This is a genomic window from Leeuwenhoekiella palythoae, assembly GCF_020310025.1.
GTDB lineage: Bacteria > Bacteroidota > Bacteroidia > Flavobacteriales > Flavobacteriaceae > Leeuwenhoekiella > Leeuwenhoekiella palythoae.
In genome coordinates this window covers 681,654-698,495 of record NZ_CP084318.1, presented here as the reverse complement: position 1 = coordinate 698,495, position 16,842 = coordinate 681,654, and the positions used below count along the sequence as shown (strand labels likewise).

The following is a 16,842-nucleotide window of genomic DNA, read 5'->3' as shown; positions in this document are numbered from 1 at the left end:
ATTTATTCATGAATTTCAATTGTACAACCTACGCTAGCATTATTTTCTTATTATGCTTGAGTTCCTGTGTTTCTCGTAAAGACACTACCTATTTTTATGAACCTGATGATCTTGAGATTCCTACGCAGATAGGATTGGAGCAAAACTCAAGGGATTATATCACGATTCAGCCGAACGATGAACTTACCATCAGTGTATCAGCTCTGGAACAGGAAGCAGCTCTTCCATTCAACCCGCCAATAGTAGGTTCAAGCAATATAACTGGTGGAAATGTACGTGTTGGAGGTGCAGGACAGCTTCAAACCTATCTGGTAGATAAAGATGGTCATATTGAGTTTCCTGTTTTAGGTACCATCGAAGTTCAGGGTATGACTAGAGTCGCTCTAGCACAAAAATTGAAAGAAATGATTGCTGTTTATGTGAAGGACCCTATAATTAATGTACGTTTATCTAATTTTCAAGTTTCGGTATTGGGAGCCGTAAATCAGCCAGGCACATATACAATCACAAATGAATACCTTACTATACCTAAAGCCTTGGGGTTGGCAGGAGATATGCAAATTTATGGTCGCCGAGATAATGTGTTGGTTATGCGGGAAGAAAAAGATCGGATTGTTAAAGCTTATCTTGATCTTACAAATAATGATATTGTCAATTCTGAATTTTATTATTTAAAACAAAATGATGTGCTATATGTAGAATTGAACGATTCGCAACGCCAAGCCGGAAGTTTAAATCCGAATAGCGGATTATTTATTTCGGTAGCTTCGGTGTTGATTTCGCTTGTTGTTCTATTTGTAAGATAATTAGACGTTAATTCATTAGATTTTATTTACAAAGTTATACCATATGAACGAAGAAGTCGAAGAACTCCATTTAAGGGAGGAACTTGAAAAATATTTACGGTATTGGCCCTGGTTTTTAATTGGGGCATTATTTGCCTTAGCAGGTGCGTTAATATACCTAAGATTGAGTGTTCCTGTATATAATACAGTGGCAAGTGTAATAATTAAAGATGAAGATGGGCAAAAAGCTGGAGGAGATGCAGCAGCCTTTAGTGAATTGAGTCTTTTGGGCGGTATGGGAACCAATAAAATTGAAAACGAGATTGGTTTGCTTAAGTCAAGACGTATGATGGTTAATACAATTGAAGCACTTCAAGCACAGGTTGAATATTATGATGTTGATGGATTGAAGGAGGACGAGTTGTATCTGCAATCTCCATTTTTAATTCAAATAGTAAGATTAGATGAAGATGCCCTTTCAGATGCTTTAAATTCAGAGATGAATTTATTTACTGTAGAGCAAACAGAAACTAAAGATGAATTACAACTCTATTTTCCGGAGAATAATACTTATAAGAAAATTAGAATAGGAGAGGTTTTTAATTTATCATTTGGTTCTTTTGTTATCAATGATAATAGAGAAGAGGTTAAAGGAACTATAATTAAAAATAGGGTCCTCATTAAGGTAAGACCTATAGATCATGTTGCTGATCAAATACGTCAGTCTATCGATATTCAGTTAATTGAGGATAAGGCTACTTTGCTTGAGTTTAATTTAGAAAGCCCAGTGAAACAAAAAGCAGAGGATATTCTGAATCAATTGATCTTTGAATATAATAAGGAGGCCATTGAAGATAAAAATGAGGTAGCTTTGAGCACGGCACGCTTTATCGATGAGCGTTTACAGATTATTAGTGGGGAGTTGGATACTGTTGAAGTTGGCTTGGAAGAATTTAAAGAAGCCAACAATATAACTGATATTGAGGCTGAAGCTAGTATGATAATTGAAAATGCAAGCGAGTATAGAAACAGGGAAGAAGAGCTTCAAACCCAGCAATCGCTTATAACATCTATGATCTCTTATTTGGAAGGAAATGCAGGAGATAAAGGTTCCTTACCAGCAAATTTAGGACTTCAAGGTGAAGCTGTAAATTCTCAGATACAGAATTACAATGATTTGATCTTGCAGCGCAATCGAATACTTAGCGGTGCTACTGAACAGAATCCTACGGTTGTTCGATTAAACGAGCAAATCAAACAGCTTAAAGATATTATTCTTTCAAGCTTGAGACAGTCCAAATCCAATATTGAATTAACCTTAAACAGCCTTAGGCGACAAACTGGAATCATTGGATCTGAAATTTCAAACGTACCTTCTAAAGAGCGCAGATTTAGAGATATTTCACGACAACAGAATATTAAAGAGGCGCTTTATTTATTTTTATTACAAAAGCGGGAGGAAAATTCTTTGTCGTTAGCGGCAACTTCACCCAAAGCCAAAATTGTTGATCACGCGTATACGCAGAATTCACCTGTATCGCCCAAACCAAAAATAATTTTAGTAGGTGCTTTTTTATTAGGTATCACTGTACCTTTTATTTTCCTTTATATTCGACGTTTACTCAATAATAAAATTGAACGACGGGAGGATATTGAAAAGCTTACTAAAAGCATTCCAATCATTGGAGAATTACCGCGAATTACTAAAGGCGAAAGTGATCTGATCGAAGAGAATGACCGTTCGGTATTGGCCGAGTCTTTTAGGATTTTGACGACCAACCTGCAGTATTTATTGGTGAATGCAAAAAACGAAGATAAAGGGTATTGTATTTATACCACCTCCACAGTCAAAGGGGAAGGGAAAACCTTTACCAGTATCAACTTAGCCATGACCTTAGCCAATACCGGGAAAAAGGTGGTGATCATTGGGGCTGACTTACGGAATCCGCAACTGCAGCGCTATGATACCGAATCGAAGAGCTTTTTAGGGGTGAGTGATTATCTCGTGAATGATGATCATGCTTTAGATACCTTGATCAATGATTCCAAATTCCACCCGAATTTAAAGTTGTTCTTATCCGGGAGTATACCGCCTAACCCTTCGGAATTGTTGCGCCAAAAGAAGTTTGGTAGCATGTTAGACGAATTACGGGAACAGTTTGATTATGTGATCGTAGATACGGCACCCTCGATGTTGGTGGCTGATACGTTTTTGATCAGTCAGTATGCCGACTTGATCATTTATGTAACCCGAGCCGGATATACCGAAAAACGCTTGTTGCAATTTGCTATAGATTCTCAGAATGATGGCAAATTGCATGACATTAGTTTTGTAATCAATGATGTTAAGACGGCTAATTTTGGATATGGGAATAAATATGGCTATGCTTATGGACAGGAAAAAGCTTCTTTGTGGGAGCGTTTTAAGAAAGCATTTTAGATCTTAGCGTTTACCAAATAATTAAATCTTTGGAAAAAGGAAAGGCACTGTTTATAGTGCCTTTCCTTTTTCTGTATAGGTAATAAATAGCTTTAATATTTTTTTTTGAATCGACAGAATAAAAACCCTTGCAATTAATCTAAAATGGATAGCAACACTATTCCTTGATAATAACATTATCAAAATATATAACTCTATTTTCAGCTAAGGGGGCTTTCTTTAAACCTTTCCATCCAGGTATGTATAACCCAAACTTTAAGTAAGGTAAAAAGCGGTCATTATAACAATTCGGCCCCATTTCTTGATGCACTAATTTACCGTCCTTCCAAACTTCAAGAAGGCCGTCCTTTCCATAACTTAATTTAATATGCATTACCCAATTTGACCAAGTATTGTCTTTAATTAATCCTAAACTTTTAGCATATCTGGTAGTTACTTTTGACTTGTCGGTTATTCTATTTTGATCACCAATGACTCGTAAAAAATACTCGTTGTTCTGAATAGCTATAGCTATATTTGGTTCCCTATAGGCTTCATTTTTATCGGGAACACCATGGAGCTGAAAAATTATCACTGAATAAGAATCACTAATAAAATCTTCAAGGTATGTGCTAAAAGTGTACCATCGTTCTTTAGCAGTAACGGAATTATATACCATTTCAGATCGCTTTCCCCCTGATACAGCATTATCGTTCCATTTCAATTCAAACCGCTGCACATTGCGGGAGTTGTTCAATTTGGAACCTACTTTTAAAGGTATTACTTTTTGTGCATATTCATTTATCAACTTTTGAGAACTTAAAAATGGTAACTCATCAACAAAATTAATTTTGACGGATGAGGAATCCTGTTGAATCGATTGCATTATTGATTGTTGATCTCTAAAGGATCTTGCGCCCTCATTAGTTGAGGTGCGCTGAGCTTTACAACTAGTAAAACAAATGCCTACAAAAAAGCTAATTTTAACAAATGATATTTTTTTGATAATCTAGAATTTTTAATTTTTCATAAAGGTACATTATAAACTGTCTTTTATGAGGTATAGAATTGTTTAGTGCCGTAATGATATGGTAAAGTTTCTAACTTTTCCCATACAAATGAAGCTTTGAAAATCTTTAAATAATCAGATTTTAGAAATAGATTATCTAAACCAATACATTGATATTCTTCAGAACAATTTTCTTCAATAAATTTTATCTCTTCAATAGTATTAAATAAATCATATCCGGAGATTAGGTTATTGTACATTTCAGCTTCAAAAACTTGAAAGTGTTCTATAAGAGCTTTGGCCTTAGTTATGATAATATTTGTGCCCCAGAGAGCAGTACCTTTATGTACTATTTTTTTTGCGTTTTGATAATTAGGCCGAATGACTACTTCGCTTACATTTTGGAGTGGTCTCGTTTTATTTGTGAGGCAAAAATAATTATAATTTGAATTAGGGAATTTTGGAGTTACCCCTGCTGTAATTAAGAGTCTACTTTTGTAATTTATTTGATCACATATTTCTTTGGCGGCGTATACATTATTGTAAAATCCTTTTTTATTCTCTATCCAATGTTGTGAATCAAGAACTAAAATTTTAGCATTTGAATTTAATTTTACTACCTTCAAAGATGCGACTAAAAGCAATGCTTGATAATTAGCTTTCACAGGGCATTCTAATATTTGGTCGTTCTTGATATTAGGCAATTGATTGTTGATATAACGAATATGTTTTTTCTTGCCAATTAACAATATGTTTCTAACATCAACAGTTTTAGCAACCATATTGAACGTACGCTGTAGAATAGTTTCTCCTGCTCCCAGAACGTCCTTAAACTGTAAAGGAGGATGAAAATTATTTAATTCAATTGGATTAGGAATAATAGAGTCTACAATTATGATGGCGTATAAATTTTTATCTACTGTCATTACAACCTATTTTTAAAATAAACGCATCCTAAGTTGGATATTTTTTATAGGATCAAATATAGACTATTTAGAATCACATCTTTTCCATATGGTAACCTTATATTTTTGACTAATATATGTTTAAGTTATTTGTTTAGTCTTAAGGAATTTGTTTCTTGTTATTCTTGAAATTAGATAAGCAGACAATGTTAATTGTGTTTTTTATTTTAATCATCCGCATGGATAAAACTACTAAAACAATGCCCATTAATAGTTTGTTTATTTTATAATTCATCTTGTTATTTAAAGAAAATTCCCATCAGTTGAATTTTCGACAAATCTATCCTACTTTTATAGGGATGGAAAACCTGCTCAGTGGGTCGGGGATGGTTTTGGTATATTAATAACATGCCCCACGCCAATGACGTACTTTGTTCTCTCCCAATACCTCTTCCTAAATGAATAGAAGGTGAATTCCTTTAATTCAATTTTTAAAGTATACCGGTATTAATCAAATATTTATTAAATGGTTTAAACCATTTATATGTGAGCGTTGTGAAAGGGATTATGATTTTTTAAATATTTTTCTACAGCTCTAATCTTGTACTATAGATTTCTTAAATGTTAGATTACCATTGCGTTTGCTATGTTAGATAACGTTCGAACTGTACGGTTTATTTATCAGCAGTTTTCATACTGTATCATGGCCTTTGCCTGGGCTTTGCTAGGGCTTTGAGTGGGGGATGCCGTTGTAGTGACCCGTCCTGAAATAGCTATACAGATTAATTAATAAATCCTAATATAACTATACAAAGCTACTTTTTAATCCTAAATAAACTATACAGACAGAACTTGAGGATTAAAATTTCTTTTATAGTTTTTCCATCTTTTGTTTAAGCTACCCGATGTAAGATGTGCCTGTTCTGGAGTTAGGTAATCACAACTCGCATGAGGTCTTAACTCATTATAATTCTTGATACTTTTTGCTATTAGCGCTTTAGTATTCTCAAAACCTAATACACTTGAATATAGATTGAACTCTGATTTGATAATACCATTTATTCTTTCAGCCAATGCATTTTCGTAAGGATCTCCATTTTCAGTCATGCTAATGGCAATGTTATTTTGTAGCAACAAATCAACATACTTATGCGAACAATATTGAGATCCTCTGTCAGAATGATGGATTAGAGGTTGATCATATAATCGGTTATCTAGAGCCATCTTTAAAGCATCTAAACATCCTTCTGCAGAAAGATCCTGACGGAAGCTAAACCCCATTATCCTTCTGGAGTAGGCATCTGTTATTAAACTTAAATATCCCCACTGATTTACTAGTCTCACGTAAGTAATATCGCTTACCCAGACCTGCTCAGGCCTTATTATCACTAACTCTTTGATTAAATTAGTGTACTTCTTCATCCAATGTCTAGAATCGGTGGTTGTTATCCTTCGCTTGCGTTGGCGAACCAACAACTTATGCTCTGCCAATAGATCAAACAGATAATCCCTACCCAGTTGAATTTGGTGAGAGGATAGTTTATTCTGAAGCATATAATGCAGTTTTCGGGTACCTAGCCGTGGCAGTTCTTTTCTGATTGAAGCAACTTCCTGAAGAATGACATCTTCTTTAACCAGGCAATCTTCCTTGCGCCATAATGAATCATAGTATGCGTGTCTTGTTTTGCCAAACAGCCGGCATAAAACAGCTATCCCTAATTGTGGGAAGTCTTGCTTCATTTTTAAAACTGTTTGGCACCAGACTTTTTTCGGATATCAATCTTGAGCTGTTCTTCAGCTACATCAATAAGGGTGTTTAATGCTGTTATTTTTAGCTCAGCTTCTTTTAAAGCTTTCTGCAAGTCTTCCTTTTCAAAATCTTTTTCGGGTGGTTCATTTTTGTTGACCATTGGAGGAATGTTTTCTCTGTGAACTTCTACTTTCTCCAATTTATGTTTAAATATCCAATTCCGGATGATTTTCTCCGTCTTGATATTGTACATGATCTTAGCCTCTCTGACCGTTAAACGGCCTTGATCGATTGCAGTAACAATAGTGCGCTTCTGCAGATTTGTATAGCTTTTACGCTTAAGATTTTGCTGATATTCTAAAGAGCCGAAATCGCGCATCCAACCATCTAAAGTTGCTCTACCTAATCCGTAAATACGATTAGCTTCTTTTCGAGGCAGTCCATTTTCAACTTCTTTGACAACTTTGGCTATTAAACGCTTGTCATAGCGACTTTGCTTGTTCTCTCGAACTGCATAAACTTCTTGTTTATCATTTTCCATACACTTTCGAATTGTGTATAGCTATTTCAGGACAAGACATAGAACTTTTCTTTATTTTTATTTTACCGGGAGCTCGTGAACCTCGTAACCTCGGTTTAGCTCGCGTGATGACTATTTTATAGGAGCTCGTGAACCTCCTAACGTCGGTTTGAGTGTATTAATATTCTTTACTTTTCTTTGCTTGTCCAAAGAAAAGTAACAAAAGAAAAGACCCTTTTTCTTAGGTATTTTTGCCTTATCAGGCAAAATCGCAAAAAGGCTCCTAAATTTTCTCCAAGGCTTCAAAAATTTTTAACGGAGCCTTCTCGCTATACTGAAGAAAAAGATGGCTAAAGAATTGCATTCGTAGTATTGATTTTAGGAAATGCCCTACTATTTCAATCTGTAGTAATCGGTAAAAAATGCTTGCATAAGTATTTTTCGCTTTGAGGGTGGTAACGGCAAGCGCCTCCCTAAATTTCTTCCAAGGCTTCAGAAATTCTTAACGGGACGCTCTTGCTATACTGACCAAACGGAAGCTAAACTATCAGCATAGGTATTACTTAAAAAGATTGTATGTTCCGCGTCGCTATCGCTCCTGTCTTTCGGAACGCCCTGCGTCTATTCTGAACCGAGGGATCATGTTTGGTACACCCCTTCGGGAATAGGTAATGTCACTTCGAGTGATTGAAAACCTGCGGTAGCAGGGATTCAATTATATCGAGAAGTCTTTGAAGTTATTTCTGTAGTTCTATATTCGCGTGACTTTTATTTTTAGGGGAGCTCATGAATCTCCTAGCGTCGATTTGCCTTGTCCAAAGAAACCCTTCGACTCGCGCTCAGGGCAGGCTTAACAAAAGAAAGGACACCTTTTGGATGAGTATTTTTTGCTATCACAAAAACCGCAAGCGCTTCCCTAAATTTCTTCCAAGGCTTCAGGATTTTTAACAGACAACTGTTGCTATACGGACCAAAAGGAACCTAGACCCTTTGGGTATGAGTATTTACTATTATAGAGCGCGAACTGGTTACTACTACTACTACTACTACTACTACTACTACTACTACTACTACTACTACTACTACTACTACTACGGCCGACTGTTGATCAATATTTCATTTTTGTTATAATGAGATAAACAGAATTGCTTCATTCGACAACCAATCACTCCAGAGTATCTTATCTCGTAAGGCTTTTTTTACCGGCAGCATCGGCAAAATCGGCAGGAATGTACACTGCCGTTAGTATTCAGGTTGTACGCCCACGTTCTTTGTGGCTTAATCTAAAACCTTTTGACTATGGCTAAACAAGCTGGAATTATCAAGTTGAAAGGCACTATCGGAGATATTGCCTTTTACAAAAGTGGAGACGGGCATATGGCTCGTTTTAAAGGAGGGATCGATAAAAAGCGTATTGCTACCGATCCTGCTTTTCAACGTACCCGAGAAAACGGGGCGGAATTTGGACGCGCCGGCAAAGGCGGTAAATTATTGCGTAGCTCCATGCAGTTGCTCCTGCAGCAGGCTAAAGATGCTAAGGTGGTAAGTCGCTTGACCACCGTATTGCTGGCGATCATTAAAACGGATACCCTTTCTGCCCGTGGCGCTCGTAATTTGACCCAGGGGGAGTTAGGGCTCCTCAATGGCTTTGATTTTAATGCAAACAGTCCGTTGAGCACCACTCTGTCTGCTCCCTATAGTGTGGGGTATGATCGTGCTACCGGCGTGGTGGGGCTGGAGTTGGAAGGCTACAATCCACAAGTGCAGATCGCCGCACCCACGGGAGCTACGCATTATAAACTGAGTTGTGGGGCAAGTGAACTGGATTTTGAAGAGCAGACTTCGCTCTTTAAAAGTGTGACTACCGGAATTTTGCCGTATCAGAATACCGAGGTGGCTGCTACTACACTAGAGGTAACCCTCACAGCCGGCAGCACACTCCAGGTGGTACACGCTCTTAGTATTGAGTTTTACCAAGAGGTGAACGGAACGATGTATCCCCTACAGAATGGGGCCTTTAATGCGATGGCTGTGGTACAGGTCGCGCAACCGGCGTAAGATGGAGTGGGTTTTACGACGGAGTTACTATCGTTCGGGTACCAATGGAGCACTTTTTGTAAACGGCAAATTTTTGTGCTTTACTATCGAGCTTCCTTGGCGTGAGAATCGCAGCAGTGTTTCTTGTATTCCCGAGGGGCGTTATGAAGTGCAATTTCGGGTATCCCGCAAATTTGGGAATCACCTGCTCCTTGTTGATGTTCCCAAGCGCAGTTGGATCTTAATACATCCGGCAAATCACGCACAGGGAGCATTGCAGGGGTGTATCGCACCGGTTTCTGAACTTAGTGGCATAGGTCGCGGATTGCATTCGCGCAGGGCGCTAGCCCGATTACTGGTACTGCAGCGTGAGGCGCAGGAACACCAGGAGGCTGTATATTTAACGATAACCTATAATACTCATGAATATCTTAGATCGTTATCAAAAACCTACGCCGCGGTTTTTCCGCATACTTCGTAGCGCGGGCATCGGACTCGCCAGTGGCGGTGCGGCTTTACTTGCTGCACCTGTGACTCTCCCGGCCTTTGTTTTGAGTCTGGCCGGGTATGCTGTGGTTGCCGGAAGTGTGGCTACTGCGGTGAGCCAGGCAGTGGTGGCCGATAAGCTGCCAGAGCCTGATCAACCCGTAGATGAACACTAGTACCGCTTCTTTAAAACTAGGCACGTTGGGAGGCACGGTGGCCGCAGCCGTACCCAGTATTCAACGGGATACGCTGCTGGAGGCAGTGGTCCTTGCAGGAGTAGGGGCTTGTGTGAGCTTTGTGGTTTCTTTGTTTTTAAAATGGTTGTTCAAGGCTTTGAAAACTTGGTTTTTAAATCGAAGTAACCCTAACTAGGAATCGTATTTGTAGGATTTCTTGATGTTTAAACCCTTCTTTCGGAATTCGTTCCGGGAGGAGGGTTTTTTGTTTATAGGTTCAAGAGTCAATGTTCAAAGTTCCGGGTTCTGATGAATTCGGAATTAGTTGACAGTCTCAGTCGGCAATTTTAACGTTATGTGTTGAGCGTTTGAGTTGACATCCATCCCCAGCCCTTCCTTCAAAGGAAGGGAGTCTGTCTTTCTCAAAGGAACGCCTTCTGTTGAAGTAGGAGGTTTTGAAGAGGTCAAATCCCTAAGATTTTGTAAACGCCTGTCACTTCGAGTGATTGAAAACCTGCGGAGCAGGAATTCAATTATATCGAGAAGTCTTTGAAGTTAGGGAGTTTATTGTTAACCAGGCTTCTCGATACTATTATTTTAGGTTTATGTTAGAATAATAGGTAGGTGATGCAATCGCGCACGAACCTGACATGAGTTCTGCTCTCAACCCCAGACCACCTCCCCCAAGAGAAGGGAGCTGTATAGGAAAGCCTCCCTTAAAAGGGAGGTTTGGAGGGATGTTTTACGGATGTTAAGAAATCAAGGATGCAAATTAAAAATGAGTCTTATTTAAGGCCAGACCCTAACTAGGAATCGTATTCGTAGAATTTCTTGATGTTTAAACCCTTCTTTCGGGATTCGTTCTGGGAGGAGGGGTTTTGTTTATAGGTTCAAGAGTCAATGTTCAAAGTTACGGGTTCTGATGAATTCGGAATTAGTTGACAGTCTCAGTCGGCAATTTTAGCGTTATGTATTGAGCGTTCGGGTTGACATCCTTCCCCAGCCCTTCCTTCGAAGAAAGGGAGTCTGTCTTTCTCAAAGGAACGCCTTCTTTTGAAGGAGGAGGTTTTGAAGGGGTCAAATCCCTAAGATTCTGTAAACGCCTGTCACTTCGAGTGATTGAAAATCTGCGGTAGCAGGGATTCAAGTGTATCGAGAAGTCTATGAAGTTAGGAGTTTATTGTTAACCTGGATTCTCGATACTATTATTTTGGGTTTACTCTAGAATAAAAGGTACGCGATGCAATCGCGCGCGAACCTGACATGAGTTCTGCCCTCAACCCCAGACCACCTCCCCTAAGAGAAGAGAGTTGTATAGGAAAGCCTCCCTTAGAAGGGAGGTTTGGAGGGATGTTTTTGCGGATGTCAAGAATCGAGGTTGCAAATTAAAAATGAGTCTTATTTAAGTCCCAGATTTTTTGTTCTACTGTTAAATTTTATCGGAACTCCGAAAGGCATACCGAAATATTGTCGTTTTTTCTGTTGAGGTTTGTACTAGCGTATCTATTGAATCGATTATGAAAAGCAAACGCCTGTGTATATTTCCCAAAGATGTACAGTGTATCACCGGAAAAAGTGAGCGCTATGGGCGGCAGCTGTTGGCTGACATTAAAGTATATCATAAAAAGAAGTCGCATCAATTTGTTACGGTATATGAGTTTGCTGCATATTGTGGATTGCAGGTCGAAGAGGTATTAGGGTATTTAGATTAATCACGAAGCTTTGAGAATGGAGTATGCGGAGCAATTCACTATACGAACTAAAACAGACTATGTCCTATACCCATTTAAATTATGTCTTAAAGTAATTTTACAGTAGATAGAGAGGTAGATTGTTAAGAATGTTTACAACGTATCTAAATATTTATTAATTTTCTGATTGTTAATGCCTTAATTGTTTAATGGTGATGAAGCAACTTACGATATCCTGTATATTACTTTTTTCTGTTAGCAGTATTACCTTTAGCCAAAATCGGACTGAGTCAGATTCACTTAAATATGGTATTGCAAAAATTATTGAGGGTGATGTCCTTCTAGCCAAATCCTTTAAACAAGGAGCCGTTTATACTATAGCATATTTAAATCAACTAGAACCCGAATTAAAAGGTTATGCTAGTTTCTCGTTTGAAGAGAAGGGCAACACGGCTAAAAAGATTTACAATTTAGTTAGTAAGAAGTTTAATGAAGAATCTCCACAACCTGTATCCTTCACTACCCCAAAAGGAACGATCAAGTTTGAATATGGCTTATCAGAAACAGACTCTGTTTGGGTACGCTTAGCGCAATACGATGTAAACAATAGGTTAGAAGCCTACTCGAAATATCTAAGCCCGAAACATCTTAAACAACTCTTAGAGCAGTAATTTACTTTTTATGAGCAAGCTAAGTCTCTATGACTTTAAACTCTTAACAGACCACGAGCAGTATGATGTGGTTTTTAGTGAAGGTACATTTATAGATGCTCTAATTGAAGAAAACACACGCTATGTGCTCTATGCTGTATACTTATTCTTTGTTGAAATTGAATACGACGTGGCCAGGAATAAAATAGTGGGTAAGACTAGCTTTGTTACAGGTGAAAAACTTAATAGGTACTCTAGGTTAATGGACTAATCATCCTTTTTACCGAGAAATTCAATTATATCCTTCTCAGTAATTGATTCATAAATTTTAGCAAAATCAATAAGAGTATAACCTAAGGCAAAAATTATTTTAAATAAGGTTGTAGAAAATGAAGAACCATCAATATTGAATGTTTTAGTTACAGTTGCTTTTCTTATAACTGCCTTATCAGCAATATCTCCATAACTTTTAGGAATATCTTTTCTTAATTTTTCTTTTTTTGAAATAGGTAGATCTTTATTCTTTTTCAGAAGTATTCGCAAACTAATTGCAGTTTTAATTTTTATAATATCTTCTTGATCTTTTCCCACTATTGCAATTAATCATATTTAGAGTAATTTATCGGTACGCTTGGAAGTACCGATGAAAAATTCTATATTTGATTTAGAATTATATATTTGCGAAACTTCTTTAAGTAACATATTAGAAGCATTCGCTTTGAATCTCGCTATCGAAAACTGGTAATTTTATGGAACGAGAGGATAAGCTAGGATGTTCACGACCGCGGGCGTGACATTCGCTTATTGTTCCAACGGTATACCAGTGCCGCGATAGCATAAGTTGAATGTTCACGCCCCTTTTGTACTCGGGCTTTTCGTAATCTTCAACTTGCTTTTTCAAAGTTGCATTCTTCTCTTTATAAAGCTTCGCAGTCCGCATCACCCCTAAATTATATAGGTCAAAATGGCCGGCAACTCGTATGAGTTGTATTAATCTAACAGTTAAAGCAGTATGCCTATGTACATCGCAACGTGTTTACGGGTACACGTCCTAATCCGCTAAAGCACCCGTGGGTTATGGGTTATTTCCCTAGGTGGTAACCTGTAGTTGGGTGGGTTGTACGCGTTGGTATTGCCAGCCGTACGGGCTTATACCGTGTAGGTTAAGCACACCGGTGAGTTAGCTACAAAAAAATGAGCTGCAGACCTTGCGGTCTGTGAAAAAGAGAAACTGGCTTTTAAGAGTGCGTTGCATTTGGCTTCGTGTAAGCCTAATGAGAACCTGAAACCCCCGAAGTGTCGGGGCAGGTTGACGCTTTTTGTAAAGCTGTCTAAGCAAAAAAGCCTTCCCCTGCGAGTGGAATCAGTGGGGAAGGCGTGAGCTTAAATAAAACTATTGTTTCATTTTAACACGACGAAGTTATGAAAATTTTGACTACGCGCCTTACGGGGGCTGCGTGGATACTTGTTTGCCTATATTGGGCAACAGGAAATCTACTTTGGGCCACACCCCAACAAACAGTATCCGGTACCATTACCGATACAGAGCAAAATCCCATTCCGGGCGTAAGCATACGCCTTTTAAATAGCAACACGGGTACACAAACCGATATGCAGGGTGCTTTCAGTATTCAAGCACTACCTAGCGATACCTTAAGCATCAGTTATCTTGGGTTTAAGACCCTACGTCTGCCGGTAGCGAATCAAATCAATTTTACCATTGTTTTACAGCAGGATATCACCGATCTGGGCGAGGTGACCATCAATGCCGGGTATTACAACACTACGCGCAGGGAGCAAACGGGCAGTATCGCCCGGGTGACCGCCGAGGAGATCGAGCGGCAGCCGGTGACCAACCCGCTGGCGGCCTTGCAAGGTAGGATGCCCGGGGTGTCTGTCGTTCAACGCAGTGGTGTTCCGGGCAATGCGCCTGCGGTGCAAATACGCGGGCAAAACAGCCTGAGAAGCGGGTTTAACAATTCGGGCAATCGGCCCTTGTACATCATAGATGGGGTGCCTATAGACAGCGACCCCCTCAACAGCTTCAGCGGCCTTACAAGTCCAAACCTCGGTGGCATAGACCCGCTCAATACCTTAAACCCCGCGGCAATAGAACGCATAGAAGTCCTAAAAGATGCCGATGCTACCGCTATTTATGGATCGCGTGGAGCAAACGGCGTGATCTTGATCACGACCAAAAAAGGAACAGGCGGAAAGCAAAAGACCCGGTTTAATGCGCAGGTATATACTGGTGTCGGTGAGGTACCTCGTAAACTGGATTTGATCAAAACAGCAGACTATATCAGCCTAAGACAGGAAGCCTTTGCCAATGACGGCGCAAGGCCTACAGAGACCAATGCCCCAGATTTGCTCCTGTGGGACACAGATCGGTATACCGACTGGCAGGAAACCTTATTTGGTGCCACTGCTCAAACCACCGGGGTCAATCTGGGCGTTAACGGCGGGAGTACGTATACCTATTACAACCTAAGCCTGGGCTATCAACAAGAGACTTCAGTCTTTCCGGGGGATTTCAAGTATAATAAACTCACGGCTACTTTAAGTTTGAACCACCGCAGCAGCGATGAACGCTTTAAGTTGCAGTTAAGCACCTTAATAGGTAGGGATACAAACAGGCAGTTTGATGGCAGTAGCTTTGTAAGTACCGCCTTATCGCTAGCACCCAATGCACCGGCATTGTATACCGATGACGGGGAGTTGAACTGGGAAGATTCCAGTTGGACTAATCCACTTGCAACCCTATACCGCGAGAGTCAAGCTCAGGTACAACAGCTCATCAGCAACCTGAGTTTGAGCTATTCCATTACCCCTGAATTGGAAGCAAAGCTTAGTGCGGGCTATACGCTTTTAAACAGTGATGAACTGGTTAAGCAGCCCCTGCAGTTTTATAATCCGGCACTCTGGAGCTTTGTAAGCTCACGCTCCTTACATATAGGAGCTAAGCGGCAGTCGTTTATTGCTGAACCACAGCTTAACTACCGCAACTCTTTTGGGAAGTTTAATCTGGATGCTTTGGTGGGGGCTACCTTGCAGCATCGTGCAACTACGGGACTCAATATGGTGGGTATAGGTTATGCTAACGACCAGTTACTGGGCAATCTCGCAGCTGCAGAGCAGGTGGTCGTGACCGATAATACAACGCAGGAATATGCTTATGCAGCAGCTTTTGGGCGTGTCGGTCTCCGGTACGCTCATAAATACTACCTCAATCTTACAGGGCGTCGGGATGGAAGCAGTCGGTTTGGACCCTCACGACGCTTGGCCACTTTTGGAGCCCTGGGAGGGGCATGGATCCTCAGTGAAGAACACTGGATGCAAGCCCTAACACCGGTACTCTCATTTACCAAACTACGCGGCAGTTATGGTTCGGCCGGAAGCGACCAGATAGGCGATTATGGGTACTTGGACACCTACTCGGCCACTCCGGGTGGGGGAGGCCTATATCCCACCCAACTTACGAACCCTGTGTATTCCTGGGAGCGCAACCGCAAGCTGGAACTGGCTTTAGAACTGGGCTTTTGGAACGATAAGGTACGCCTGAATACCAGCTGGTACCGCAACCGTTCTTCCAATCAGCTGGTTGGCTATAACCTGCCTGCGATCACGGGTTTTACCAATGTACAAGCCAATCTGGATGCCACAGTAGAAAATACAGGTTGGGAGTTCGAAGCCGCTACCCAAATGCATGCAGAGCGTTTCAGCTGGCAGGCTTCCCTCAATGTAAGTATTCCTAAAAACCGTCTGCGCTCTTTTCCCGGGATTGAAGAGAGTGCGTATGCCAATACCTACAAAGTAGGAGAACCTCTCAACATCCAGTTGCTTTACGACTATACCGGGGTAGATCCCGAGACGGGATTGTACACCTTTGTGGATGTGAACGAAGACGGGGTCTATAACCTTGACGATCGCGTGGTGGTTAAAGATCTTACCCGTACGCTCTTTGGCGGCTTTCGCAATCAGTTTACCTATGGGCGGGTGAGTCTGGATTTTTTATGGGAGTTTGTCGTACAGGACGGTCAACAATATTATGCCTCAGGAGTACCCGGGAGATTGGGCACCCTGCTGCAGGAAGATTACGATCGGCGCTGGCAAGGTCCCGGAGACAGCGCCTCCTTTCAAAAGCTTTCTCAGGGGCTGGATGCCCTGCGCTCGTATTTCAGATTCCAGACCAGTGCCGGTAGCTACACCGATACCTCTTTCTTAAGGTTGCGTACGCTGGGGCTTAGCTATAAGCTTCCCTTAGAAACGCTGGGTTTAACTACATGCACGGTTTTTATGCAAGGCCAAAACCTCTTCACACTTACAAAATACCGCGGCTTAGATCCGCAAGCTCCCGGTACAAGCTTACCTGCGTTGCGTATGCTTACCGCCGGCTTAAAACTTAATTTTTGAT

Annotated in this window: 14 protein-coding genes; 9 read left to right on the top strand and 5 right to left on the bottom strand. The window is 40.3% G+C overall.

The window, feature by feature from the left end:
* The first annotated feature begins 8 nt into the window (after positions 1–8).
* Together LDL79_RS02760 and LDL79_RS02755 are read left to right on the top strand one after the other, a co-directional pair.
* Positions 9–806 (top strand): polysaccharide biosynthesis/export family protein, encoded by a 798-nt coding sequence (locus tag LDL79_RS02760; protein WP_167597770.1) that lies wholly within the window; start codon positions 9–11, stop codon positions 804–806.
* 43 nt (positions 807–849) lie between these two features.
* Positions 850–3,225 carry a GumC family protein gene (locus LDL79_RS02755; protein WP_167597769.1) on the top strand — a complete coding sequence of 792 codons (2,376 nt, stop codon included), beginning with the start codon at positions 850–852 and terminating at the stop codon, positions 3,223–3,225.
* A gap of 157 nt (positions 3,226–3,382) precedes the next feature.
* Here the strand turns inward: LDL79_RS02755 and LDL79_RS02750 are convergent, their stop codons facing one another.
* The 4 genes from LDL79_RS02750 to LDL79_RS02735 all read right to left on the bottom strand — a co-directional run bounded on the left by LDL79_RS02750 (position 3,383) and on the right by LDL79_RS02735 (position 7,409).
* Positions 3,383–4,090: a polysaccharide lyase family 20 protein gene (locus LDL79_RS02750; protein WP_167597768.1), complete on the bottom strand. Its 708-nt coding sequence runs from the start codon at positions 4,088–4,090 to the stop codon at positions 3,383–3,385.
* Between the two features lie 167 nt (positions 4,091–4,257).
* Entirely contained in the window at positions 4,258–5,139 is an 882-nt protein-coding gene (locus LDL79_RS02745; RefSeq protein WP_167597767.1) for a glycosyltransferase family protein, read from the bottom strand.
* An 816-nt stretch (positions 5,140–5,955) separates the two neighbouring features.
* Positions 5,956–6,858, bottom strand: a complete 903-nt coding sequence (locus LDL79_RS02740; protein WP_225597962.1) for an IS3 family transposase — start codon at positions 6,856–6,858, stop codon at positions 5,956–5,958.
* A 2-nt stretch (positions 6,859–6,860) separates the two neighbouring features.
* Entirely contained in the window at positions 6,861–7,409 is a 549-nt protein-coding gene (locus LDL79_RS02735) for a hypothetical protein (RefSeq protein ID WP_225597961.1), read from the bottom strand.
* A gap of 1,278 nt (positions 7,410–8,687) precedes the next feature.
* Between LDL79_RS02735 and LDL79_RS02730 the strand changes: the two genes are divergently transcribed.
* From LDL79_RS02730 to LDL79_RS02700, 6 genes are all read left to right on the top strand, one after another.
* A complete protein-coding gene (locus LDL79_RS02730; RefSeq protein WP_225599084.1) occupies positions 8,688–9,446 on the top strand; it encodes a hypothetical protein in 759 nt (252 codons plus the stop codon).
* A gap of 1 nt (position 9,447) precedes the next feature.
* Positions 9,448–9,906 (top strand): DUF5675 family protein, encoded by a 459-nt coding sequence (locus LDL79_RS02725; RefSeq protein ID WP_225599083.1) that lies wholly within the window; start codon positions 9,448–9,450, stop codon positions 9,904–9,906.
* The gene (locus LDL79_RS02720) at positions 9,848–10,087 is read left to right on the top strand and encodes a hypothetical protein (protein ID WP_225599082.1); all 240 of its coding nucleotides are present in this window, start codon (positions 9,848–9,850) and stop codon (positions 10,085–10,087) included. Before LDL79_RS02725 ends, LDL79_RS02720 begins: the two co-directional genes overlap by 59 nt.
* Complete coding sequence (locus tag LDL79_RS02715; protein ID WP_225599081.1) at positions 10,077–10,283, top strand: hypothetical protein; 207 nt, start codon at positions 10,077–10,079, stop codon at positions 10,281–10,283. The genes LDL79_RS02720 and LDL79_RS02715 overlap by 11 nt, the downstream gene beginning before the upstream one ends.
* Before the next feature lie 1,710 nt (positions 10,284–11,993).
* Positions 11,994–12,449 (top strand): hypothetical protein, encoded by a 456-nt coding sequence (locus LDL79_RS02705; protein WP_225599079.1) that lies wholly within the window; start codon positions 11,994–11,996, stop codon positions 12,447–12,449.
* 10 nt (positions 12,450–12,459) lie between these two features.
* Positions 12,460–12,699, top strand: coding sequence for a hypothetical protein (locus LDL79_RS02700; protein WP_225599078.1), 240 nt, complete (start codon positions 12,460–12,462; stop codon positions 12,697–12,699).
* Here LDL79_RS02700 and LDL79_RS02695 read toward each other — a convergent pair.
* A complete protein-coding gene (locus tag LDL79_RS02695) occupies positions 12,696–13,019 on the bottom strand; it encodes a hypothetical protein (RefSeq protein ID WP_225599077.1) in 324 nt (107 codons plus the stop codon). The two genes, LDL79_RS02700 and LDL79_RS02695, sit on opposite strands and share 4 nt — an antisense overlap.
* An 831-nt stretch (positions 13,020–13,850) precedes the next feature.
* On the opposite strand from LDL79_RS02695, the gene LDL79_RS02690 reads away from it, so the two are divergent.
* Positions 13,851–16,841 (top strand): SusC/RagA family TonB-linked outer membrane protein, encoded by a 2,991-nt coding sequence (locus LDL79_RS02690; RefSeq protein ID WP_225599076.1) that lies wholly within the window; start codon positions 13,851–13,853, stop codon positions 16,839–16,841.
* Position 16,842: the final 1 nt, after the last annotated feature.